The organism is Paenibacillus allorhizoplanae (assembly GCF_927798215.1).
GTDB lineage: Bacteria > Bacillota > Bacilli > Paenibacillales > NBRC-103111 > Paenibacillus_E > Paenibacillus_E allorhizoplanae.
In genome coordinates this window covers 71,122-92,622 of sequence record NZ_CAKMMW010000022.1, presented here as the reverse complement: position 1 = coordinate 92,622, position 21,501 = coordinate 71,122, and the positions used below count along the sequence as shown (strand labels likewise).

At 45.6% G+C, this 21,501-nt stretch carries 14 protein-coding genes; 3 read left to right on the top strand and 11 right to left on the bottom strand.

Going from position 1 to position 21,501, the window contains the following annotated elements; all coding sequences use genetic code 11:
• The 11 genes from L6I86_RS27335 to L6I86_RS27285 form a co-directional block, all read right to left on the bottom strand.
• Entirely contained in the window at positions 1 to 1,272 is a 1,272-nt protein-coding gene (locus L6I86_RS27335; RefSeq protein WP_236291587.1) for a glycoside hydrolase family 16 protein, read from the bottom strand.
• A 323-nt stretch (positions 1,273 to 1,595) separates the two neighbouring features.
• Entirely contained in the window at positions 1,596 to 3,302 is a 1,707-nt protein-coding gene (locus L6I86_RS27330) for a sensor histidine kinase (protein WP_236291585.1), read from the bottom strand.
• Positions 3,299 to 4,126 (bottom strand): response regulator transcription factor, encoded by an 828-nt coding sequence (locus L6I86_RS27325; protein WP_236291584.1) that lies wholly within the window; start codon positions 4,124 to 4,126, stop codon positions 3,299 to 3,301. The genes L6I86_RS27330 and L6I86_RS27325 overlap by 4 nt, the downstream gene beginning before the upstream one ends.
• An 84-nt stretch (positions 4,127 to 4,210) precedes the next feature.
• Complete coding sequence (locus tag L6I86_RS27320) at positions 4,211 to 5,056, bottom strand: carbohydrate ABC transporter permease (RefSeq protein ID WP_236291582.1); 846 nt, start codon at positions 5,054 to 5,056, stop codon at positions 4,211 to 4,213.
• Positions 5,053 to 5,949: a carbohydrate ABC transporter permease gene (locus tag L6I86_RS27315; RefSeq protein WP_236291581.1), complete on the bottom strand. Its 897-nt coding sequence runs from the start codon at positions 5,947 to 5,949 to the stop codon at positions 5,053 to 5,055. Before L6I86_RS27315 ends, L6I86_RS27320 begins: the two co-directional genes overlap by 4 nt.
• 81 nt (positions 5,950 to 6,030) lie before the next feature.
• Entirely contained in the window at positions 6,031 to 7,311 is a 1,281-nt protein-coding gene (locus L6I86_RS27310) for an ABC transporter substrate-binding protein (RefSeq protein ID WP_236291577.1), read from the bottom strand.
• A 247-nt stretch (positions 7,312 to 7,558) separates the two neighbouring features.
• Positions 7,559 to 11,521: an Ig-like domain-containing protein gene (locus tag L6I86_RS27305; RefSeq protein WP_236291576.1), complete on the bottom strand. Its 3,963-nt coding sequence runs from the start codon at positions 11,519 to 11,521 to the stop codon at positions 7,559 to 7,561.
• Between the two features lie 130 nt (positions 11,522 to 11,651).
• Positions 11,652 to 12,740: a peptidylprolyl isomerase gene (locus L6I86_RS27300; RefSeq protein WP_236291574.1), complete on the bottom strand. Its 1,089-nt coding sequence runs from the start codon at positions 12,738 to 12,740 to the stop codon at positions 11,652 to 11,654.
• Positions 12,741 to 13,097: 357 nt separating this feature from the next.
• Positions 13,098 to 14,795 (bottom strand): type 2 periplasmic-binding domain-containing protein, encoded by a 1,698-nt coding sequence (locus L6I86_RS27295; protein ID WP_236291573.1) that lies wholly within the window; start codon positions 14,793 to 14,795, stop codon positions 13,098 to 13,100.
• A gap of 106 nt (positions 14,796 to 14,901) precedes the next feature.
• Positions 14,902 to 16,524, bottom strand: a complete 1,623-nt coding sequence (locus L6I86_RS27290; protein WP_236291571.1) for a response regulator transcription factor — start codon at positions 16,522 to 16,524, stop codon at positions 14,902 to 14,904.
• Positions 16,525 to 16,551: 27 nt separating this feature from the next.
• Entirely contained in the window at positions 16,552 to 18,264 is a 1,713-nt protein-coding gene (locus L6I86_RS27285) for a cache domain-containing sensor histidine kinase (protein ID WP_236291566.1), read from the bottom strand.
• A gap of 114 nt (positions 18,265 to 18,378) precedes the next feature.
• Here L6I86_RS27285 and L6I86_RS27280 point away from each other — a divergent pair, with 114 nt between their 5' ends.
• The 3 genes from L6I86_RS27280 to L6I86_RS27270 all read left to right on the top strand — a co-directional run bounded on the left by L6I86_RS27280 (position 18,379) and on the right by L6I86_RS27270 (position 21,223).
• Positions 18,379 to 19,329 carry an ABC transporter permease gene (locus L6I86_RS27280; RefSeq protein ID WP_236291563.1) on the top strand — a complete coding sequence of 317 codons (951 nt, stop codon included), beginning with the start codon at positions 18,379 to 18,381 and terminating at the stop codon, positions 19,327 to 19,329.
• Between the two features lie 26 nt (positions 19,330 to 19,355).
• Positions 19,356 to 20,234 (top strand): carbohydrate ABC transporter permease, encoded by an 879-nt coding sequence (locus L6I86_RS27275; protein WP_236291562.1) that lies wholly within the window; start codon positions 19,356 to 19,358, stop codon positions 20,232 to 20,234.
• 125 nt (positions 20,235 to 20,359) lie between these two features.
• The gene (locus L6I86_RS27270; protein ID WP_236291560.1) at positions 20,360 to 21,223 is read left to right on the top strand and encodes an EcsC family protein; all 864 of its coding nucleotides are present in this window, start codon (positions 20,360 to 20,362) and stop codon (positions 21,221 to 21,223) included.
• Positions 21,224 to 21,501: the final 278 nt, after the last annotated feature.

The following is a 21,501-nucleotide window of genomic DNA, read 5'->3' as shown; positions in this document are numbered from 1 at the left end:
TTAGCTGGCAGGTTCAAAGGTCCATTGACTGGTCCAATATGTTGTGGGAACAGTTCCATACTGCACGAAACCCGTATTATCCTCGGTGTGCATGTAGGTGCCTTTCCACCGATTTTTAATTCGGGTATAGCCCGAAACAGCTTCTTCTGTCCATTGTGAGCTCCAATACGTTGCTGGCACAGTGCCATACTGAACATTTCCGTTCAAATTCTCCACATGCATGTATTGGCCAGTCGATCTGTTTTTATATCGCGTATAGCCCTCCGTTGTTTCTTTGGACCATTGTGAGCTATAATCTGTAGCTGGTACATTGCCGTATTCTACGTTCCCCGTGAGATTATTCGTATGCATATATAGGCCAGTTTGATGATTTTTGATGCGATAATACGGAGTCGGATAGCCGCCATTCTTCTTCCAAACACGGACATAATCTACACTCCACGTTTTTGGCCACACGTTATTATGCACACCTGAACCCGCATCGGTATAGATCCCCAAAATCATCCCCATCGGCATGTTAGGCGCATCATTAATCGTTTTGTATAGTTGATTGTCATAATAGAAATTAAGCTGAGTAGGCGTCCACTCCATCCCATAAATATGATACTCGGAAGACTGATCGCCGCTTGGAACCGGATCTTCATATAACGTCCAGTTACTCAGAAAATTAGGATCCCCCCAGCCGTATCCAGCGATTCGCCACGTGTTTGGTTTTGAAAAGAAGGTCTCGACGATATCAATTTCAGGATTGGCCGAAGCGCTGCTAGTATCCTGTGTGCCAACCATCCACCAGGCCTGATGTCCGCCACCGCCGACATTCGCATTTTTGGCTCTCATTTCAAAATAGCCGTACATCGTGCTATATCCGTTAAAATCAGCTTCATGATGATTATTCGGCATAGATCCGTTGAATTTATGCCAATTATCCTTCTCATACGTCTGTATGCTCGATATTTTCACCGTAGAATCATAAGTTGGGTTCCATGCAGGTGTATCTGCATCAATACGTTCTTGCAATACCCCGTTGGCAATCGTGTACCGCGCCTTCGCACCCAATTCCCGATCAGTCGGCGTTGCCCAATGGGGAAGATAGTACGGAAGCCATTTATTCGTATCCAAAGTCGTTCCATCAAACTCTTCCTGGAAATCAAGCGTGTAACCTGTTTTGGTAATGGGGTTAGCAGGGTAATCAGCAGCAGATACATGAATGGGCAGTAGAGACGCTAAGAGCAGAACAAACATCATACACAAGCTCATCATTTTCGCTTTCATCATTTTCTCAATCCTTTCTCGTTTAAATTAGAATACAGCGTCTTCCTTGCCAATTGCCCTCCTCATACGTTTTGTGTTTCTAGTAACCGCTTACGTCATCATTATATAGTGATTCTTTTCAGTCAAAATATCTAAGATTCTTTGGAATCCTACGATAATTCGGTCTATTTTGGTTAGAAAAGGCAGCGTGCGATGACCTCGCGTTAAGTCGATTTTTTCGACTTACGCGGGCTGCGGGGCGCTTTTTCACTCGCCGTCCTCCGCGGAAGCATAAAAAAACAGCAGGAAGGCCACATCTCCCTGCTGCTGTCTCTCTAGTTTCACTATCGCTTCATCGGAATCACAACACGCACGGTCGTACCGATACCCAGCTTACTCTCTATTGTAAGACCATAATCCCCGCCAAAATACAGCCGAATTCGCTCTTGCACATTGCGCAGCCCATACCCGCCGCCTTCCGCATGCAGCAAGCGATCCTGCACCGCAGCTTCCATGCCTTTTCCATTATCCTGCACGGTAAAATGGATCTCATCCCCGACAAATTCAACACCAATGCGAAGCAGCTTGCTTCCCTCTTCCTTCTCATCCAGTCCATGAATAATCGCATTCTCGACAATCGGCTGCAAAATGAAATTAACGGTCTCACAATCATAGGCCGCTTCATCGATCTCATAGATGACTTCGAATTCATCGTCATGCATGATGAGCTGTATCGCCAAATAAGCTTGGATATTGCCGATTTCATCCCGAATGCGAATGAGGTGATTGCCTTTGTTCAAGCTCGTCCGATAGAATTTAGACAACGCATTGGCTACTACGCTGATGTCCATGGCATCCCGTTGAACGGCCTTCCAGTTAATAATGGACAAGGTATTGTACAAGAAATGCGGTGAAATCTGTGCCTGGAGCGCCTTCAGCTCTGCTTCTTTTTCCAGCATACGTGCTTGGACAGTCTCCTGAATCGAGTCTTGAACCTTCTTCACCATGTCGGCGAAGCTCTGGGTCAATTGCCCAATTTCATCTGTCGCATTAGCGACTATCGGCACATCGAAGTTGCCATTCTCCACGATGCTGATCTTCTTTTTCAATGCATGAATCGGCCTCACCAAGGTTCGCGAGAACAACCAAATGATGCATATTAGAACCAACATACAAATCAAGATGATGGAAGCCGTCGCTTTCAAAATATCCTTCGTATCCACAATCATGCTCGTCGTCGGCATAAAATACGTGAAGGTCCAACCTGAATTCATTAACGAGCTGCGCGTCATCAAATATTCTTTGCCCTGCATACGGAACTGCCCCTCAGCTTGAGCTGCAATATCCCCTATCGCTTTTTCGCTTAAGGAGGAGGCTGCTTCCCCTGCATAAATCACCTGCTGCTTACTGTCTGTAATCAGGATACCGTACTCACCATCGTAGACCTGGTCGAGCTTCTCGAACATTTTATCGTAATCGATCTTCACGTACAAAACGCCAGCAAACGTGGTATTATCACTCTTCTGAATGTTATGCGTAGCGAAAAGCACCTGTTGCTGCTGATCATAGTACCACTGCGTCTTACTCACTTTCTTTGCATCTTCATACCACGCGGTATTTCGGACAGCCTCGCTGGGATAGATGAAGTTGCCGATCTGTCGACCCGTATAATCCGAGTAAAAGAGAACGTCTTTCATCTCCCGATTGATGTTGATATAATACCAAATCGTCGGCTCGATGTTGTCGTTAAGCTCTTTGGTATAACTGAGAATATCCGGCAGCTCGGAGCCTGTCACCTTTTTCACAATAGGGTTAAACACCATGAAAGAAATGAAATTACCTGATTTCTCCATCTTCTGGTCCAAATTAAGAGCAGTCTGGCTAACCGTGTGGTTCATGCCAATCATAAGCTGTTTTTTCAGATAACCTTTGGACGATTGATACGCGTAGATTCCCAAAGCGAGAATCGGAATAATAATCACGACGAGATACGTAATTATGAGCTTCTTCCTGACCGTACTGTTGCGAAAATAGGCAAGAAGATGTTTCACGGCAGACGCACCTTTTCCCTGTATTGCTTAGGTGTGATGCCGAAGCTCTGTTTGAATGTTAGGCCGAAATAAGACATATCCGAGAACCCGACCATTTTATAAACGTCATTAATCTTATAATTGCTTTGATCAAGCAGATGCTTGGCCTTCTCCATTCGATATTGCGTAATATATTTAACGACACTAACGCCTGTCGCTTTTTTGAACGTATGGCTGAGATAGCTGGCGGATAAATGAACACTTTTGGACAAATAATCCAAGCTCAAATCCTTCTCGTATTCCTTCTCAATGATGCGCAATACATCCTCTATCGCTCGTTTACGGGAGTCTGCTTCTGGATCATCAGCAGCGCTGTCTTGGATTAAATTACGCAGCCGCTGCTCTTGCTGGTAGACGAGTCCCGCTTCGTAAACCTTCTGCCAATCCTCCTGTTGCCGCTTGGCTGACTCTTCCTCTTGCAGTTGCTGAACGACAAAGGCTATGACCGCACGAAATTCTTCCGGCTCAATAGGCTTAAGCAAGTAGTTCGATACCTGTAAGGAGATCGCCGTTTTCGCATAGTCAAATTCCCCATGCCCGCTGAGAATCAGTATTTTGAGCTGTGGCTTCAGCGCTCTAGCTTCCCGCGCCAGTTGAAGCCCGTCCATGAAGGGCATTTTGATATCCGTGAGAAGCACATCCACGTCATTTACTTGAAGTAATTCCAAGGCAGCCCTGCCGTGTTTCGCCTCCAGCATGTCAAATGGGAAATCGTACTTGGCCATCAGGAACTTGATCCCTTCCCGCTCAATCTTGTCATCATCTGCGATTAGTATGCGGAACATGTGAAATCCCCCCTGCTTCCATTTTATCAAACAGGATCAACAGCGTACATAAGGCAAACGGCAAACAGCTCCCAATCTTCCTTGCTATCCCTTCAGCGCTCCGGCCGCAACACCCTTGATCATGTACTTCTGCATCAGCAGATAGAACACAAGGAGTGGCGCCACTCCTAAGAGCAGCATCGGGAACAAGCTAGTCCAATCCACCGAAAACTGCCCGATATTCCGAAACACTTCCAGTAGAATAACGTTATTTTCTCGCGATTGCAGGAACAGCAGCGGGTTCATAAAATCGTTCCACACATTCAACGTTGTGACAATCGCAACAGTCGCAATCACCGGCGTTAGCAGTGGAAAAGCAATTCGCCAAAACGTCGCTTGCACCGAACACCCATCGATAAAAGCAGCTTCCTCTAGCTCCAGCGGCACAGAAGTGCTGATAAAGCTGTGAAACAAAAATATTGCAATGACACAGCCGTTCCCAATGTTTACCACAATGACGGCCAAGAGGTTATCCATCAGCCCTAGGCTGTTAATTAGCTTATATAGACTAACCAGTCCCATTTGAAACGGAACCATCATACCTGCTAGATATACGTAGAAAATAAACTTATTTAGCGCATGCGCTCTCCTTGCTAAAGCGTACGCCGCCATCGAGGAAAGCAAAATAATTCCGATAACAGATACGCCCGTCACAATGAGCGTATTGAGAAATACGCGCGGGAATCTCATCGTTTTCCAAGCTAAGATATAATTATCTACGTTAAAATGACGGGGTAAAGACAGCGGACTGAACGTTGCTTCATCTGGTGTTTTGAAGGTCGTAACGATCAGATAATACACGGGGATGAAGAATAAAGCAGCAATGACAATTAACAGCGCTTCGAAAGAACCATTAACGGCTCGCTCACGGGAGGAAAGCTTCATATTCATTGAATTTGTTTCCCCCATTTCCCAAGTACGCGCATCATGACTGTCGTGATGAACATAACAACAAGGAAGAATACAACACCTGATGCAGCTCCCTTACTATAAAAGCCTTCATTGAAAGACGTCTTGATATAAGCCGTCATAATCGTCTGAGTCGCATTCCCTGGACCTCCATCTGTGAGGGCAAGAATGATATCGAATACTTTAAGTCCACCAATCATAGCTGTAACGGCTACGACATTAACAGATGGCTGCATAAGAGGCAGTGTCACCTTCCAGAACTGCATCCACGATGAGGCACCGTCGATATCAGCAGCTTCATACAAATCCTTCGGAATACTTTGCAGATTGGCCAAAAAAATAACCATGGCCCACCCCGTCCACTGCCACAACTGCGTGACAACTACCGAGTAGAGCGCTAGATCGGCATCGCCGAGGAAATTAATTTTTGCTAAACCTAGTGCAGTCAAACCATTGTTGATCAGGCCGAAATCTGACGTCGACATCAAATAATTCCATAGAAATCCTATGATCAGCGGGCTAAACACAGCAGGAAGGAAAAATACGGATCGCAGGACATTACGCGTGAACAGCTTACGATCTAGAAAAACAGCCAGCACAAGGCCAAAAGCCGTTTGAAATACCGTCATTAATAGGGCATAAATGAGTGAATTTTTAAAACCTGCAAGCAACAAATCATTATGAAATATACTCTCGTAATTTTTGAACCCTACGAAACTTAAGTTAGTCATTTTGGAAATCGAGTAATCCGTCACGCTATAATAGAACATGGATAGAAACGGATATACAGCAAACACGAGATAGAACACAAGCGCAGGCAGGATCAGCATGCCATAGTTCAGTTCTCTTCGCAGCAGCTTCAGTCGCACAGCCATCAACCTCTCTAGAAAACTTACGGCAGCCACTTGGTGTTGCCAATGGACCGCCGTAGGTTTCGGTATGAAATTACCTTGTTTTTACTTCTTCATTAATTCAGCAGTCTTCTTATCTGTCGCTTTAAGTGTTTGGCTAACGTCACTTTTGCCACCAAGCAGCTCTTGAAAATGTTTACCATAATCCTCGATAATGGACTGTGCGTTGTCACCCCAATTGTTCCACGGCGCATAAACGTTACCCGCTTTAAAGGTTGCTTTCACACTCTCGTACTCGCTAGGCATCTCGAATTCAACACCTTTCAAGTAGCTGCTGCCGCCTTTGTTATCGTTCCAGAAAGCCTTCTGTCCTTCCGGCGTCGAGATCAGATCGAGTACTTGCTTCACAGCATCCGCGTTCTTCGATTTGCTGTTGGCTGCAAAGCCTACACCTGGACCTCCAATTAACCAGCCTGCTCCTGGTGTGGAGCCATAGAACGGGAACATATCAACTTTGATGTTCGGATTCTTTTTCTTAATGGCTTCCATCGCCCATGGTCCAGACTCCCACATCGCAGCCTTGCCCGTCGCGAATTCATCCAGCGCTTGATCATAGTCGACACCAAGCATATCCTGTGTGATGTAGCCTTGCTTGATGAGCTCCGTCCATTTCTCCAGGGCGCCGTTCCAGCTGCCTTCGAGTGTTTTTTGTCCTAAGCCGTATTGCACATCGAACGTTTTGTTCTCTGCTTTGGACAAGAAGTCATTCATCACAAGTCCCATCGAAGACTTCATCATCGGCTCCCAGGACTTCGCCCCCATAGCTTGTGGCTTCACACCACTTTTCTTCAATGACTCGTGTAATTTCAACTCTTCATCAAACGTGGTAGGCGGCTTCAAACCCAATTTGTCAAAAATCTCTTTGTTATAGAAAATCCCCTCAAACCAGCTGATCCCAGGCAGCGCATATAGTTTGCCGTCTGTTGTATACACGTTCTTGCCTGCATCATTGTAGCGATCCCCAAGTGAGGTCAGATCTGCCAAATACCCCAATTTCGCATACTTGGCACTGGTTGGAGGACTCACCGAAATGATGTCCGGACCCGATTGTGCAGCTAACTGGGTAGCTACGATATTATCAAACTGCTTATTATCGATAAATTGGTACTCGAGTTCAATATTCGGAAGCTTTTGCTTAATCAGATCTAGCAGTGATTTCACGCTGTCTTCTTTGTTCCAGTACGCCATTCTAATCTTCACTTTTTCTTGCTTGACGACTGGTGTTGCGGACGCTTTGGTATCGCTTGCATTTTGGCTTGCACAACCTGTGAGTGCCATGGAAGCTGCCAAACCTACAGATACAAGCATCGTCGATATTTTTTTCATCGGATGACCCTCCCGTTATATGCTGATTACTGATCGTTCGAACCGGTTCTGATACTCAGTATATCGGAAGCTGCGCATGCACAATATCTAAGATTTTTTGGAATGCTATGAGAAAATAACTTTGGCATGAAAAAAGAAGCTGGTCACTCGTACATGGGAATGTACAAGAACCAACCTCTTTGGCTTACTCACTTATTTCACCTACATCCGCTATATCCCTGTTAACCGTTTCATGCCGTGATGCTGCTCAAGGACTGACCTGAACAAGCTCCAAGTCATCGAAGTAAACTTCGCCATCCACGACATGTTTGTACATAAATATTGTCGCACTTGTATTCGTACTTCCTGTAGTGAATGTGTATTCTTTCCTTGTATAATCCGCAGCATTCACATAAACCTGACGTTGATAACTACCGAAATTCCTTACTCCAAACTGTGCAGCGCCTCCCCCCACTGCCTTGGCCCATGCAGAGATTGTATAGGTTGTGTTTGGCGCTAGTCCCGTTACGATTTGTTCGATCCCCCCGTAGGCAGTTGCCAACTTGGCGGCGTACGTCCCTGTACGGGCGTTCGTATTCACGATGGCTGATTGGTTAAAATGCGATGGCCAGTTCGTGAAATCTCCTGTCTCAAATCCCGGGTTGTTCAGCAAATTAATTATAGGCACAACCTCCACGAAACAAACGGCCGTTTTGGTTCCGTCAACTGTTGTCACAGTTATTGAAGCGGTTCCCTCACCAACGGCAGTTACGATGCCATTCGCATCCACAGTTGCCACGGAGGGATTATTCGAACTCCAGGTTACCGCTTTATTAGCGGCATTGGATGGTGCGACCGTGGCTAACAAGGTAGCCATTGCGCCGATTTTCAAACTCAAACCGGTATGGTCTAGCGACACCCCGGTTACCGAGACAGGTGGCGGCGTAGTTGGCGCGCTTTGCTGAACAAGTTCAAAGTCGTCAAAGTACGCCTCGCCTGCCGCAGCACGTTTGTACATGAGAATGGTCGCGCTTGTGTTAGTACTGCCTGTGGTAAACGTAATCTCATTTCTCGTATAAGCCGTCGAGTTAATATAGACCTGACGTTTGTAACTTCCGAAATCTCTTACGCCGAATTCACCATTGATTCCCATGGCCCATGCAGAAAGTGTATACGTTGTATTGGGTGTAAGTCCAGTCACGATCTGTTCGATCCCCCCATATGCGGTTGCCAACTTGGCAGCGTACGTTCCTGTATGGGTGTTCGTATTCACAATGCCTGCCTGGTTAAAATTCGATGGCCAATTGGTAAAATCTCCCGTCTCAAATCCCGGGTTGTTCAGCAAATTGCTCGCAGAAACAACCTCTACGAAACAAACGGCCGTTTTGGAGCCGTCTACTGTCGTCACCGTAACCGACGCTGTCCCCTCACTAACAGCAGTGATGTTTCCACCCGCATCCACCTGCGCTACGGCGGGATTGTTCGAGCTCCATGTCACTGCTTTGTTGGCAGCATTAGAAGGAGATACGACTGCTGATACTGTTGCTGTCCCACCAACTTTCAGACTCAATGCGGATTTATTAAGCGTGACGCCAGACACCGCGACAGGTACAGGCGGCGGTGGAGGTGGCGGTTCTGTTATGCCACTAGTTGCAATGTGGAAATAGTCAAAATCCGCAGTAAGTCCTGTTCCCCCACACACAATAAGACCGATTTTGGGATCATCAAGATTAGCAATTACTGTGTTACCTATCTGGGTATAAGCGACACCGTCTACCGAATAGTATCCGGCATACTTATCTCCATACTTAACAATTCGAAGATAAGATACCGTCGATCCGATCGTATCAGGTACCTCCATATGCGTACGTACTCCACCAACCTTTACGTCAAATTGTAATTGATTGCCGCTCCCATACAACCGGGTCATCCGGATATAGGTGTCGTCATTGACATAGACGACCAATCCGCCCTGCGACCACTGCGAATTCGGCTGGCCCTCGAGCTTCGTATCCATAGCCCAGTTTCCTTCAGGCGCACCCGTGAGGAGGATGTTCTTCGCATCGGCACTTCCGCCCGCGATATCTCCGTTTTCACTGACAATTCTCATATACCCCGGGTTCGTGCTCAGCGACCACTTCGCCGGGTTCTCTCGGGTCCAGTGCCATTGTGAATGGAGCACCGCCTCATTGAACTCATCATCAGAACCTTCCGTATATACGGGATCAGGTTCAGCAGGTCCGCCCGGCGATGCGCTGTACTGGATTAATTCCAAGTCGTCGAAGTAAACGTCTCCGCTGCCGCCGCTTTTATATAAATATATCGTAGCGCTGGTGTTGGTACTGCCCGTCGTAAACGTAAGCTCTTTCCTCGTATAACTGGTAGCACTCATATGCACATCTTTGGAGCTGCCGCCATAATTTTTGACGCCAAATACGGCATCACCTCCGCCTGCGCTCTTGCCATTTCCGTACAATTTGTAGATCGTATTCGGATACAATCCACTGATGGTCTGCTCAACACCAGCCGTATTCCCTGTAAGCTTGGCTGCGTAAGTACCGGTAAGGGCATTGTTGCTCTCAATGGTTGCCCCATTATAATGAGTCGGCCAATTAGTGAAATCACCTGTTTCAAATCCCGAATTCTTCAACAAATTTTCCTCCACAGGCGGAGGTGGGAGCGGAGGGAGATTATTGGGATCCAGTCCTGGACCTTGGTAAGCACCCATATTCGGCGCTTGCACGGCCGACACCGGATTGCCGAAGTAGTCCTTGCCCCCGTTGTTCGTCATCAATTTACCCGCTCCAATAGCCGGAGATGTAGAAAGAAGCTGGTATCCGACAACCGTATCTTTACCTATACCGCCCGAACCGGGAGAGGCAAGCATCGGATCCACCGTAATCTTATTCGCATCCGTCGGTTCGTTGGCCGGATGGTTGCCATAAAACAGATTGTGATCAAACACATTATTCGTACTGCCGGCAAAATTGTAGCCGCCGGTTCCGAGATTCGTGATGATATTGTTAGTGAAGTACGTATTTTTGGCATAACCGCCCCAGTTTAAATAATCCACCACTTTAGCGTTCGAATATCTGGGCAAATATACCGTGTTGTTATAGATATGGGTAGTATCTGGTGTTCCGCTAAAATTGAACACGGCACCGCTGTCATTCTGGCTAATGTTATAGCGGATTGTCGTATTGGTATTAGCGTTGCTCGCAACCGTACCATCATTGACAACCAAGAAGGCGCCGCCTGCATTGTTATGGCTATAGTTATATTGAATAATGGTTCCGTCGCTCTTGTAATCCGCATCATATGCCATAGCATCTCCGCCCGGCGCTGTATTGTAAACTTCATTGTTCTGAATCAACGCATCCTTAGCTGAAAAGACCCAAAGCGGAACATGATATCCGCTAGCTCTTACATGCGTGTCATGTACGATATTGTTTTCTATCAATGCATTCGTCGTATCCAAGATGAATGCTCCATCTGCACCCACATCGTAAATGACGTTGTTGGTTACTTTCGAGTCAGCGGAATATCTCTTTTGTGCGCCATAAATGTAAATACCCACGCTATCTACCGAATAAATCTTGCTGTTATTCACCACAACATCGGATACGTGATAATCCCAGTTCGTTCCCCAGACGATAATACCGCCATTGTGGGCATAATCGGTGGCGGTATCTCCCTTCACATGATGGATCTCTAAATTTTCAAAAAGAAAATGCTTAAAAACTCTAGGATTACTGTAGCCACCACTGGTGCCGTCCACATGTATGCCTCTGCGTACCGCCTTCGTTGCCGCATCATTGGTAATTTCCAGATTACGGACTTCCCACTGCTCCTGATTGTTAAAATAGACAGCTGCCGCAGCGCCAGCCCCGGCGATCAATGGCTTACGACCGGTACCATACATGTCAATGGTAATGGGATTTCCCTCTGTGCCCGAACCTTGGGGGGAAAGCGTACCCGTCCATACACCGTCTGCTTTGAACATGATGGCGTCGCCAGGCTGAAAGACCGTACTGTTGACTTTACTCAGCGATTGCCAAGCTGATCCGGAAGCTGTTCCAGCGTTCGCATCATCGCCGCCTATCGAATCCACATAATAAACGGAGCCTGTTGCATAAACCGTTGATGGTGCGGCCATTGGTAAGAAGCTTGCTACCAAGACAACGATTCCCAGAAGCAAACTTAACAACCTGGACCCTTTCGTTTTCTTCATCACTTATCCTCCTTATAGTCATGTTTAACCACACTAATCGCATGAGAATAGTACGGTTAATGTTTATCTTAAAAAACGGTGACTCCCCTCGAGGTGGAGAAACCGCTTCCAAGAATGATGTTAAAAACGTTTAATGCACATGAATATTTTTATAAGTGCTTTCATCGATATCAACCTTAGCTTCACGAGTGAGCTTATCCAAATAATCACCATATGCGGTGTCCACATAATTTTTCCACACATTACGTTTACTCTCGTCATAGCTTTTATAGCCACTTTTTTCTCGACTCACTACCTTTACAAGAACATACTCGCCCTGCATCGTCTCATCCAAGACAGAGCTGACCTGATTAACTCCCAAGTTATCTGTAAGTACGGAATAGAGAACTGCCTGAGACTTGAAATAGGTGCTGGCGGTATCTTTACTCAAGTTCTCCTCAGTAAATTGGAGCATAAAAGCATCATTCTCGCCTTGCAGTTCGCTTATCGCTTGATCCATCTCTTCTCCTTGATCCAAGAGACGTTTTATGGCGTCCATTCGTTTCTTGATGGATTGCTTCTTTGGATTACTCGTGTTGCTCTGAGCATCTTCCTTATAAGAAACGGAGATTTTTTGAAATCTAATCCTGTCCTCCAGAGTGAAGAACGTATCCTTGAGCAGTTCATAATGCCGCTTTAGATCCTCTTCGGTCACGTTCAGTTCATCCTCGGACAGCGTTTCCTTCAATTGCGTCCGCAGTTTGCTTATGTACTCGTTCATAAACGTGCTTTCATCCAATTGGACGGGGCCGTAAATAGGCTCGCGTGCTTTTACGGCGGCAAGCCTTCGCTTATTCTCTTTATCCATTTCATGAAGCAAATCGTCATAGGAGGTCCCTTGTATCAAACCGTGTTGTGCGGCAAGTTCCAGCTCAATCTTGAATCTGATAATTTCATCTAAGGCTCTCTTTTTGGCTGTCTCTTCCGGATTCTCGCCACTATAGTCTGTTTCCCAGAAATTCTTTCCGTATGCCACACCTTTTGACCGATAGAAATAGTCGATGACCGAAGCTCTTTGCTTATTCAACTCGCTCTTGAATTCTTGCGTTGTGATCATGCTGCCATTCACCATCGCAATAGAAGTCTGGCCCGAATCAGCCCCGACTGTAGCATAAAAGACGATGGCTCCGACAATCGGGAGAACCGTCATTGCTACGACTATCCTCTTCGTAAACTTCACCATGATCACCCCTACTTCATCTTATTACAGCGCTTACATTCGAGGTAGAGATAAAGTTTTAAGATGACCTAGGAATTTGTTAAGATTTGCATCTAATAATCGTCTTTGCGTTCCCAGGCTGGGTAGCTTAAGAGGCGCTTTTGGAGATTAACTGGATTCCCTACATCTATTTCCGAGGAAAACTAGCCTTTGGGGAGTTTAACTGGATTTTCTACATCTAATTTTGCTCAAAATGTCCCGTTTGGCGAGAATGGCCTGAAATAACGGGAGGAAATCCAGTTATTTGCTTGGCCAAAACCCAAACCATATCAATTCTGGCGTCAAGAAGCCCGCTGATCTCCAGCGGGCCCCTTCATCCTATTTCTTCATTTTCGAGTACCAGTCATTTACTTCTTTGGTCATATCATCGCCGCCAAGGCTCTTCCACTCTTTTACGAAGTTATCGAATTCCGTAACAGGCTTTTTACCATAAATAATATTGATAAATGTATCCCCCTCTAATTTGACGAGAATACCACCTTTGGACTGCATTGCCGGCGTATTCGCACCCGTGTACGCTTGTGGAATATAGATACCGGCTTTCCAGCCATCATCGACAATCTCTGCTGCCTTGAGACCATCCTGACCGCTAACGGCAATTTTCTTCTCACTCGGCGTTACCGGTGTTTTCCCTCTGCTTACGTCTGCTCGCAGCTTCATTCCGATAAATGGATCTTTCGGTTCGATTAGCAAATATTTAGCCGGACTGACTTTGCCCCCCGGAATATCCCCTTCGGTCACGGAGTAGGTCCCATCCGCTTTGATTGTATAATCGTAATCCTTCGCCCACCCATTCACAAACTCACTGCCCTCTTCAGGGTTTACAGCACTAAATATCCGATTCAAGTATAGGAATAGCGCATCGACATGTTCGAAATCTTTTTTAACCAATAAGCCGCCCCTTAAGTAGGTCGTGTCACGTGCTTCTATTTTGCCATTCAACGTTGGCAGCGGATACGGCTTCATGATAGACCCCGCGACATTCTTCTGCATATCCGTATTTGGCCAACCGGACATCCACGAAGGAGCCACTACAATTCCTACGCGACCTTGAGCGATCAATTCAGCTAATTTATTCTCGTCATGAAGGCCGGCTTCTTTCGAAAGATAGCCTTTATTATACCAATCCCTAAGCTTCGCTAAACCGTCTTTCATCGCCGGAAGCGTCGATCCATGGACCAATTTCCCATCCTTCTCCAACCACTGATAAGGTACCGTGCCTAAAGCCCCGAACACCCACGACGTCTCTCCAAGCCAGCTCGTGAACGGATTCGGCGAAGATCCGCCGGAACCTAAACTTGCTCCGAGTGGGATAACGTTGTCAGATCCGCCTGGCTTTTTGTCCAAGAAAGCTTGCATGACAGCTTCCAACTCTTCAAAAGTCTTAGGAGCCTTGATGCCGAGTTTATCCAACCAATCCTGTCTGACCCACATCACAGGGTTGTCATTCCCCGCAGTAGCAAAGTTCGGGAGGGCCATTTTTTTACCACCGTAGGTGACTTGGCTCCAATTCAATGGGTTCGCGTTGTAGATTTGTTTCATTTTGGGCGATGCATATTTCTCGAAATCTGCTGTGATATCTCTATACTTGCCGGATTGAATCAATTCGTCCAATAACGTCATATCCTGTGTTGTCAGAACATCAGGCAACGATTCGTTTGCTGTCAGCATTAATCTCAATTTCGTATTGAATTGTTCGCCGGGTACTTGCCACAACACTTTCAGATCGACACCTAGTTGATCGTGTGCCCACTTCGTGTGAACATTGTTTTCCATGGTCTCACCGTTCTTGAACTTCATGGTGGCGTCCGTGGCTTTGACTGTCGTGATGGTCACTGGTGTTTCGAATTTGTATGTTCCCTTTTGGATGGCATCGGCAGAAGCACCCTTCTGTGCAGCGGATGTTGGCGAATTTCCCGCATCCTTTTCGCCCGAGTTTGTGCTTTGAGAACAAGCGGTTACGAGAGAGAACACCATAATCACTGCAAGAGCAAGCAGATATCGTTGTTTACCCATTTTCTATCAAGATCCTCCCTTTACGCTGTATTGCGTTGCACCTTTATATTAATACAGCGCTTTCAGCGGGGTAAGTGATAAAGTTTTAAGATGGTGTATGAAATTGTTAAGATTGGGTGATATGCCGATCCCTGTATTCTTGTGGTGTGACCCCGTAGTAATTTTTAAATAGTTTGCTAAAATAAGGCGGGTTTTGGAAGCCCATTTGGCTTGCTAGCTCATAGATTTTAATATCTGTTGAACCCAGCATAACGGCTGCCTTTTCCATCCTATACCGCATGATGAAATCACTGATATTTTCTTTCATTTCCTGTTTATACATGGATGATAAATATACTGGATGCAGGGTCACATGGTCTGCGATCGTTTGCAGCGAAACATCTTGTGCAATATGCGTCTCGATAAAACGATGAATTTTCGAAATTAGCTGATTTTTGCTGTCCTTGAATTCACGGATGCTGCCAGATTCCATGCTTTCCAGTACCCCTACTGCCCACTCCATGACTTGGTCCGCTCTATTAAAAGATCGCGGATCTGACGACACGTCCGTCTCCAACCCTGTTACTTCCATCAGTGTTTTGCCTTGGAGGTGCGCAATATACAGAAATGCATTCATCAAGGTATAAATAACTTCCATCATGTTTTCTTCGGTATCCATTTTTTTGGAGCTCATCTCTTCAAAAACATCACTTAATTTCGTCCGGACATCTGCCCAGCGCCCAGCCTCTAATAACTGCTGGATACTTGGCGGACTATATAAGGATTGCAACGACCTTGATTGCACGCGAGGCATCCCGGACATGATCAGGATTTCCTTATCACTTCGGGGAACCTTGCGAAATTCATTCAAAGATTTGCGATAATGCAGCGCGAGTTCATCTGGAAATACTCCCTCATAACTGATCAAGACGGATACTTGCCCCTTCAAAAAGGCCGAGACTTTCAACTGCAGCTCATAGGCCGATTTCTCTAGCACGTTATCGCCTCTTGATTTGAGAGATCCCTCCATGCCTTTGTCCTGCAGCAAAAAGCATAAATACCCGAATGTATCTTTACAGTACCAGACGTTATAATCGGGCTCTAAAATTTCGCAAGCGATATTATGGACGGCGTATTCAAACAACAAATCGTCATGCTCCATCGCATCTCCAAACCCACCATCCATTCTTACTAGGATAAACGAACAGTTTATTCCGGGTTTAAACGGAAGCTGGTACTCTTTCATTCGTTCAGCTAATGCGGAGGATGACAGGGTGTTTCCCGTCAACAAGTTATTTAATAAATTAGATCTTAATAATGGCAGGTGAACATGAAGTGTCTGACGGGCCCTTTCCAAGGAGCCTACATGCTCCCATTCCTGATCGAAGAGCGTCTTCACACGAGACACCTCATCCATCAACTCTTCGTCCTTAATCGGCTTCAACAAATAATTCACCGTGCCGTACATGATTGCCTGACGCGCGTACTCGAATTCACCATAACCCGAAAGTAAAATGCATTTGGTACGGGGAAAGTGATCCTGTAGATGTTTGCATAATTGCAGCCCATTCATGCCCGGCATCCGAATATCCGTTACGACGATATCAATCGGTGTTTTCTTTAGAACTTCAACAGCTTCCAGCCCCGAGGCTGCCTGAAAGACGTATTCCACACCGATACTTCTCCAATCATTTTCAACCATACTCTTTAATAACATAGGTTCATCATCAACTAGCAGAAGTTGAATCATGGGTTCCAAGCCTCCCTACCTTTATTCTTATTTCCATCGAAGTGCTACACTGAGACCTGACAACCGATTCGAAGCTGCAATCATAACACCTGCATCTGGACCGAATCGTTGTACTAATCGTTGATTGACGTTCCATAGTCCGCAGCCTGTATGTTCATCCATTGGACGCTCCAGACTCTGTACATAGTCCTCTATTTCCAGTTCTGTCATCCCCACACCGCTATCTTCGACAACAAGAACATGCCAGTCGGACTCACGACGACCCGAGACCAAGATGGTTCCTCGTCCTGGTTTGGGTTCTATGCCATGTACAATCGCATTTTCTACAACCGGTTGGAGAATAAGCCTCATCACAGGTTCATTCAGCATATCCGCAGGAATATCAATCTGATAATCAAGACGTTCCAGCCTTAACGAATAAATATTCAAGTAGTGATTAACCAAATCAACTTCCTCTTTTAATAAAGGCATCTGATTCTCAACCCTTGTGGTATAGCGATAATAATCCCCTAAATGATACGTCATCTGTTTAATGGTGTCGGTATAGCCAGCTTTGGCACAACCCGCAATGAAAGACAGACAATTGTACAGAAAATGTGGATTGATCTGCGATTGGAGCTGTTTTAGCGTTGCCAGGCGGGAACGATTTTGTTCCTCGTATACGTTGGTGATCAAATGTTGGATTTCATCCCCCATATCATTAAATCGCAGCATCATGTAATCAAATTCATTATGAAACCGCTTATTAATGCGGAACGAATAGTCCCCCATCTCCATATGCTTGAGTCCTTTCATGATAAAAGAAATCGGTTTTTGCACATGAAGATACAAAAGATAAGAAGTTGCAAATCCAAGAAGAACCAGTACGAACATGCTGATATAAAACAAATTTCTACTCTTGATAATCGGCGCGTGAAACGTGTTTAAAGGGACATAATCAATTAAATAAGCATCGATACTTGGCAGATGTGTATAACTTAAATAGGCCTTCTGTTCCTCCAGCTGTATGCTCCGATGCCCGCCTTCGTTTAAGCCCTCCCCAAGAAGTCTTTTCCCCAAATTTTCTAAGTCGGCATCACTTGAGTCAGAAACCGAGAACACCTTGCCCGTGCTTGTCAATAAAAAGGAGTAACCCGGACTATCTCGTTTGTATGAGCGCAGCATTTTCCTAATATTATCTAGTCCGAAACGCACCTCATAAATCGCACTTACCGTCTGTGGATTGCTTTTGGAAAAGTACGGATCCCAGATAAATAGTTGATAGTACGGCGTTTCGTTAGAGCCACCTGGATGGAAGTGCCACTTCCCGTTGTCAGCCGTTTCAAGGACACTTTGATCGTATCGATCATTCGGATTTGTCGATATTCTTCTTTGGGTATCGGGTAAATAGATGGATAAATCATTGGTCCAGTTGCTGGAGAAGCTCTGAAGAAAGAGTTTTTCTTTTACTTGTGTTTGAAAGTCAATCATTCCGTAGTAGTCCTTCGTCAGAATACTCGTCTGAAGCTTCAAAATAGAGGAGTCACGCGCTAAAACACTGGAGGAAAGGGACAGACGTTCGGCACCAACCTCAATCTGGTTTTTCAAAAACTGCAGCTGGCTTTCGTTGTAGGCCGTAATCTGTGAATCGATGACCTGAAAGCTGGTCCTGCTGAAATACGCAAATAGAATGACAATGGGAATTAATAGAATGAGGATGACACCGTTGATTTTCAGGAATATAGGCCAGTGCCGCTTCATTGCACAACCTCCTTAAGATATTGACAGTCACCTTTAATATGTATTCTATACAAAAAAACGCTTCCATCCTAAGATGAAGTTACAGAAGACGCAAGTCGAGGAGGAAAATAATGTATGAAAGATACCGTCATTATAACATCATCGTCACCCGTAACGGCAAGAGTAAGAGAGAAACGAAATCATCCGCTTCGCAAAACATGGAGGCTTCATCTCATGCTGCTGCCTGCAGTATTAGTTGCTCTCATCTTTAAATATGCCCCTATGCCAGGGATCATCATGGCGTTTCAGGACTTTAAGCCATGGCTTGGCATCTCTGGATCTAGATGGGTTGGTTGGGATAATTTCCAACTTATATTTACGATGAAGGGCTCCGTTCAAGTCATTTGGAACACGTTAATTATCTCTGTTTTGAAAATATTATTTGGATTGGCTGTCCCAGTCACCTTTGCCTTACTAATCAATGAACTCCGAAATATGAAGTTGAAACGCTCCATTCAAACCATGGTGTACCTGCCCCATTTCATGTCATGGGTCATATTAGGGGGTATCTTGTTGGACGTGCTTTCACTAGACGGTGTTTTAAACCGGTTAGTTGCAGCTTTTCATATACAGCCCATTATGTTTCTGGGCGAAGCGAATTGGTTCCGCTTTACCGTCATTGTGAGTGATTTATGGAAGGAATTCGGCTTCTCCGCGATCGTCTTTCTTGCCGCATTATCCGGCATTAATCCAGATCTGTATGAAGCTGCCGAAATCGATGGCGCTGGTAGATGGCAGCAAACCATTCATATTACGCTCCCTTCCCTGCTTCCTATCATGGTTGTCGTGTTCACACTGTCCCTTGGGAACATGCTGAATGCCAACTTCGATCAAATCTACAACCTGATTAATCCACTTGTCCTTCAAAAGGGAGATATTATTGATACCTTTGTATTCCGTAACTTCCAAGGCGGGCAATACAGCTTAGCCGCCACAGTGGGCTTATTCAAATCGGCCGTCGGGTTCATCCTGATCAGCGCCGGATACTACATTTCGCACAAATGGACGAATTACCGTGTATTTTAAAATGACGAACAGCGGAGGAACAGGCTATGTATTATAAAAATCCATCCTATAAAGTGTTTTACTATTTGAATGTAACGCTTTTGATCCTTGTCTCCATTCTTTGTATTTTGCCTATGCTGCATATCTTTGCCGTTTCTCTTAGTGGAAAAACAGCCGCCGAATCCAATCTCGTCACGTTGTTCCCGATCGATTTCAATCTAGACAGCTATGTGAAAACCTTTCAAAATGATAACTTCCTACATGCCATTCAAATCTCGGTATGGCGCAGCCTAATTGGTACAGTAATGGCCATGATGGTAACCGTTCTCGCTGCCTTTCCTTTGTCCCGAAGCAATATCGAGTTCAAGCCACGCAACTTTTACGTATGGTTCTTCCTGATCATTATGATTTTCGATGCTGGACTTATCCCCCACTACCTACTGATACAAAAGATCGGATTGGTTGGTTCGTTCTGGGTTTACATTCTGCCGCATCTGCTCAATGTCTGGAATATCATTCTTATGATGAATTTTTTCCGTGCGATACCGAAAGAATTGGATGAGGCGGCTACGATGGACGGAGCAACATCCTTCCGAATTTTCTTCTCCGTTTACTTACCGATATCCATGCCTGCTCTTGCCACCCTCTCCTTATTCACACTGGTAGGTCATTGGAACAATTGGTTTGATGGCATGTTATATATGAGATCTCCCGAACAGTGGCCGCTAGCCACGCTGCTGCAAACCATCGTCGTCGCACGCGACCTCAGTAAAACCGGTATTGATTTTGAAGATTTAGAACTACTGTCCAATCGGAGTGTAAAAGCAGCACAAATCTTCATCGCAATGATTCCGATTCTGATCGTCTACCCGTTCCTTCAGCGCTTTTTTGTCAAAGGCATGGTTATTGGAGCCGTAAAAGAGTAACCCTAGAAGTACCCATTGATTGAACACTTTCTTCAAGTGTCCTGTCAGTGGGTACTTATTACGTATATGCCTGCATCCAAATGCGATTACATACGTATACGATGTAGAAAGGAGTTGTGCACAGCATGAATGATCTTGAACGCAATCACCATCCGGAAACCACGAATGAGCTGCGGCAGGCCCTTCATGAGATCGAAGCCTGGGAAGCTGATCAGAAAGATCTTTGGTTCTGGGAAAAGCTTGGACGGTTGCCCTTCCAAGTGCTGGACCGATTAACACCGAAGTTTTTGAATAAAAAAATAGGGGAAGCCTTGGACGAGCTCGGCAATTATTTGCAAGCAGGCGGGCGGTATTTGATTTCTGAAAAGGGAACCTTGCGACATGTTGAGGAAGTGTTTGAGCGTAGCAGAGGTAAGCGAAATGAGCTTACTGAGGGGATTACGATCGAAAAGGTAGGTACTACTTTACCCCTTCAGGTTTTGGATGTAACCGCTGATGAAATTGTCCAAAGTCGTTCGAAAATTGCTACCTTGCAAGGCGCAACGACGGGTATTGGCGGTATCCTAACACTCGCCATTGATATTCCAGCCATCCTGGGACTGTCCTTGAAAACCATTCAGGAAATTGCCATCTGCTATGGCTATGATCCCAAGGACAAGCAAGAACGGATCTTCACGATCAAGGTTCTGCAATTCTCATCCTCCGACATCGTAGGCAAAAAAGCGATTCTCGAAGAGCTGGGAAACTATGCCACTGTGGATAAGGAGAGTGTGCAGATGATCTCGCAGCTTCAGGGCTGGCGCGAGGTATTCGCCACGTACCGCGATAATTGGGGATGGAAGAAGCTGTTCCAGCTCGTTCCGATCGCGGGCATTCTCTTCGGCGCTTGGATCAATCGCGGTACGCTGAAGGATGTAGGCGAAGCTGCGAAAATGCTGTATCGTAAGCGGCGTATTCTTGAGCGCTTGCACGCCCAAGTCGATGGTTAGCTGAAACCATCCCTACCTCTTGCCGTAATAAGGAGTAAACCGCGAAAGGAGGAATGTAAGGTGATCAAATATTTACTACGTAAATTATTGGGGTCTCTTCTCCATTCCAAGAGAGGCCGTCACTATCGACATAGCAGTTCCAATTATAGCGTACATGTTACACGACGTTATTCTTCTAGTGATCGTGGAGGTTACGGACATCATCATCAAGGACAGCGTTTTTACAAACATAGAGGTGGAAGCTCCAGCTAACCCAAAGCCGCGAAAGTGGCTTCTTT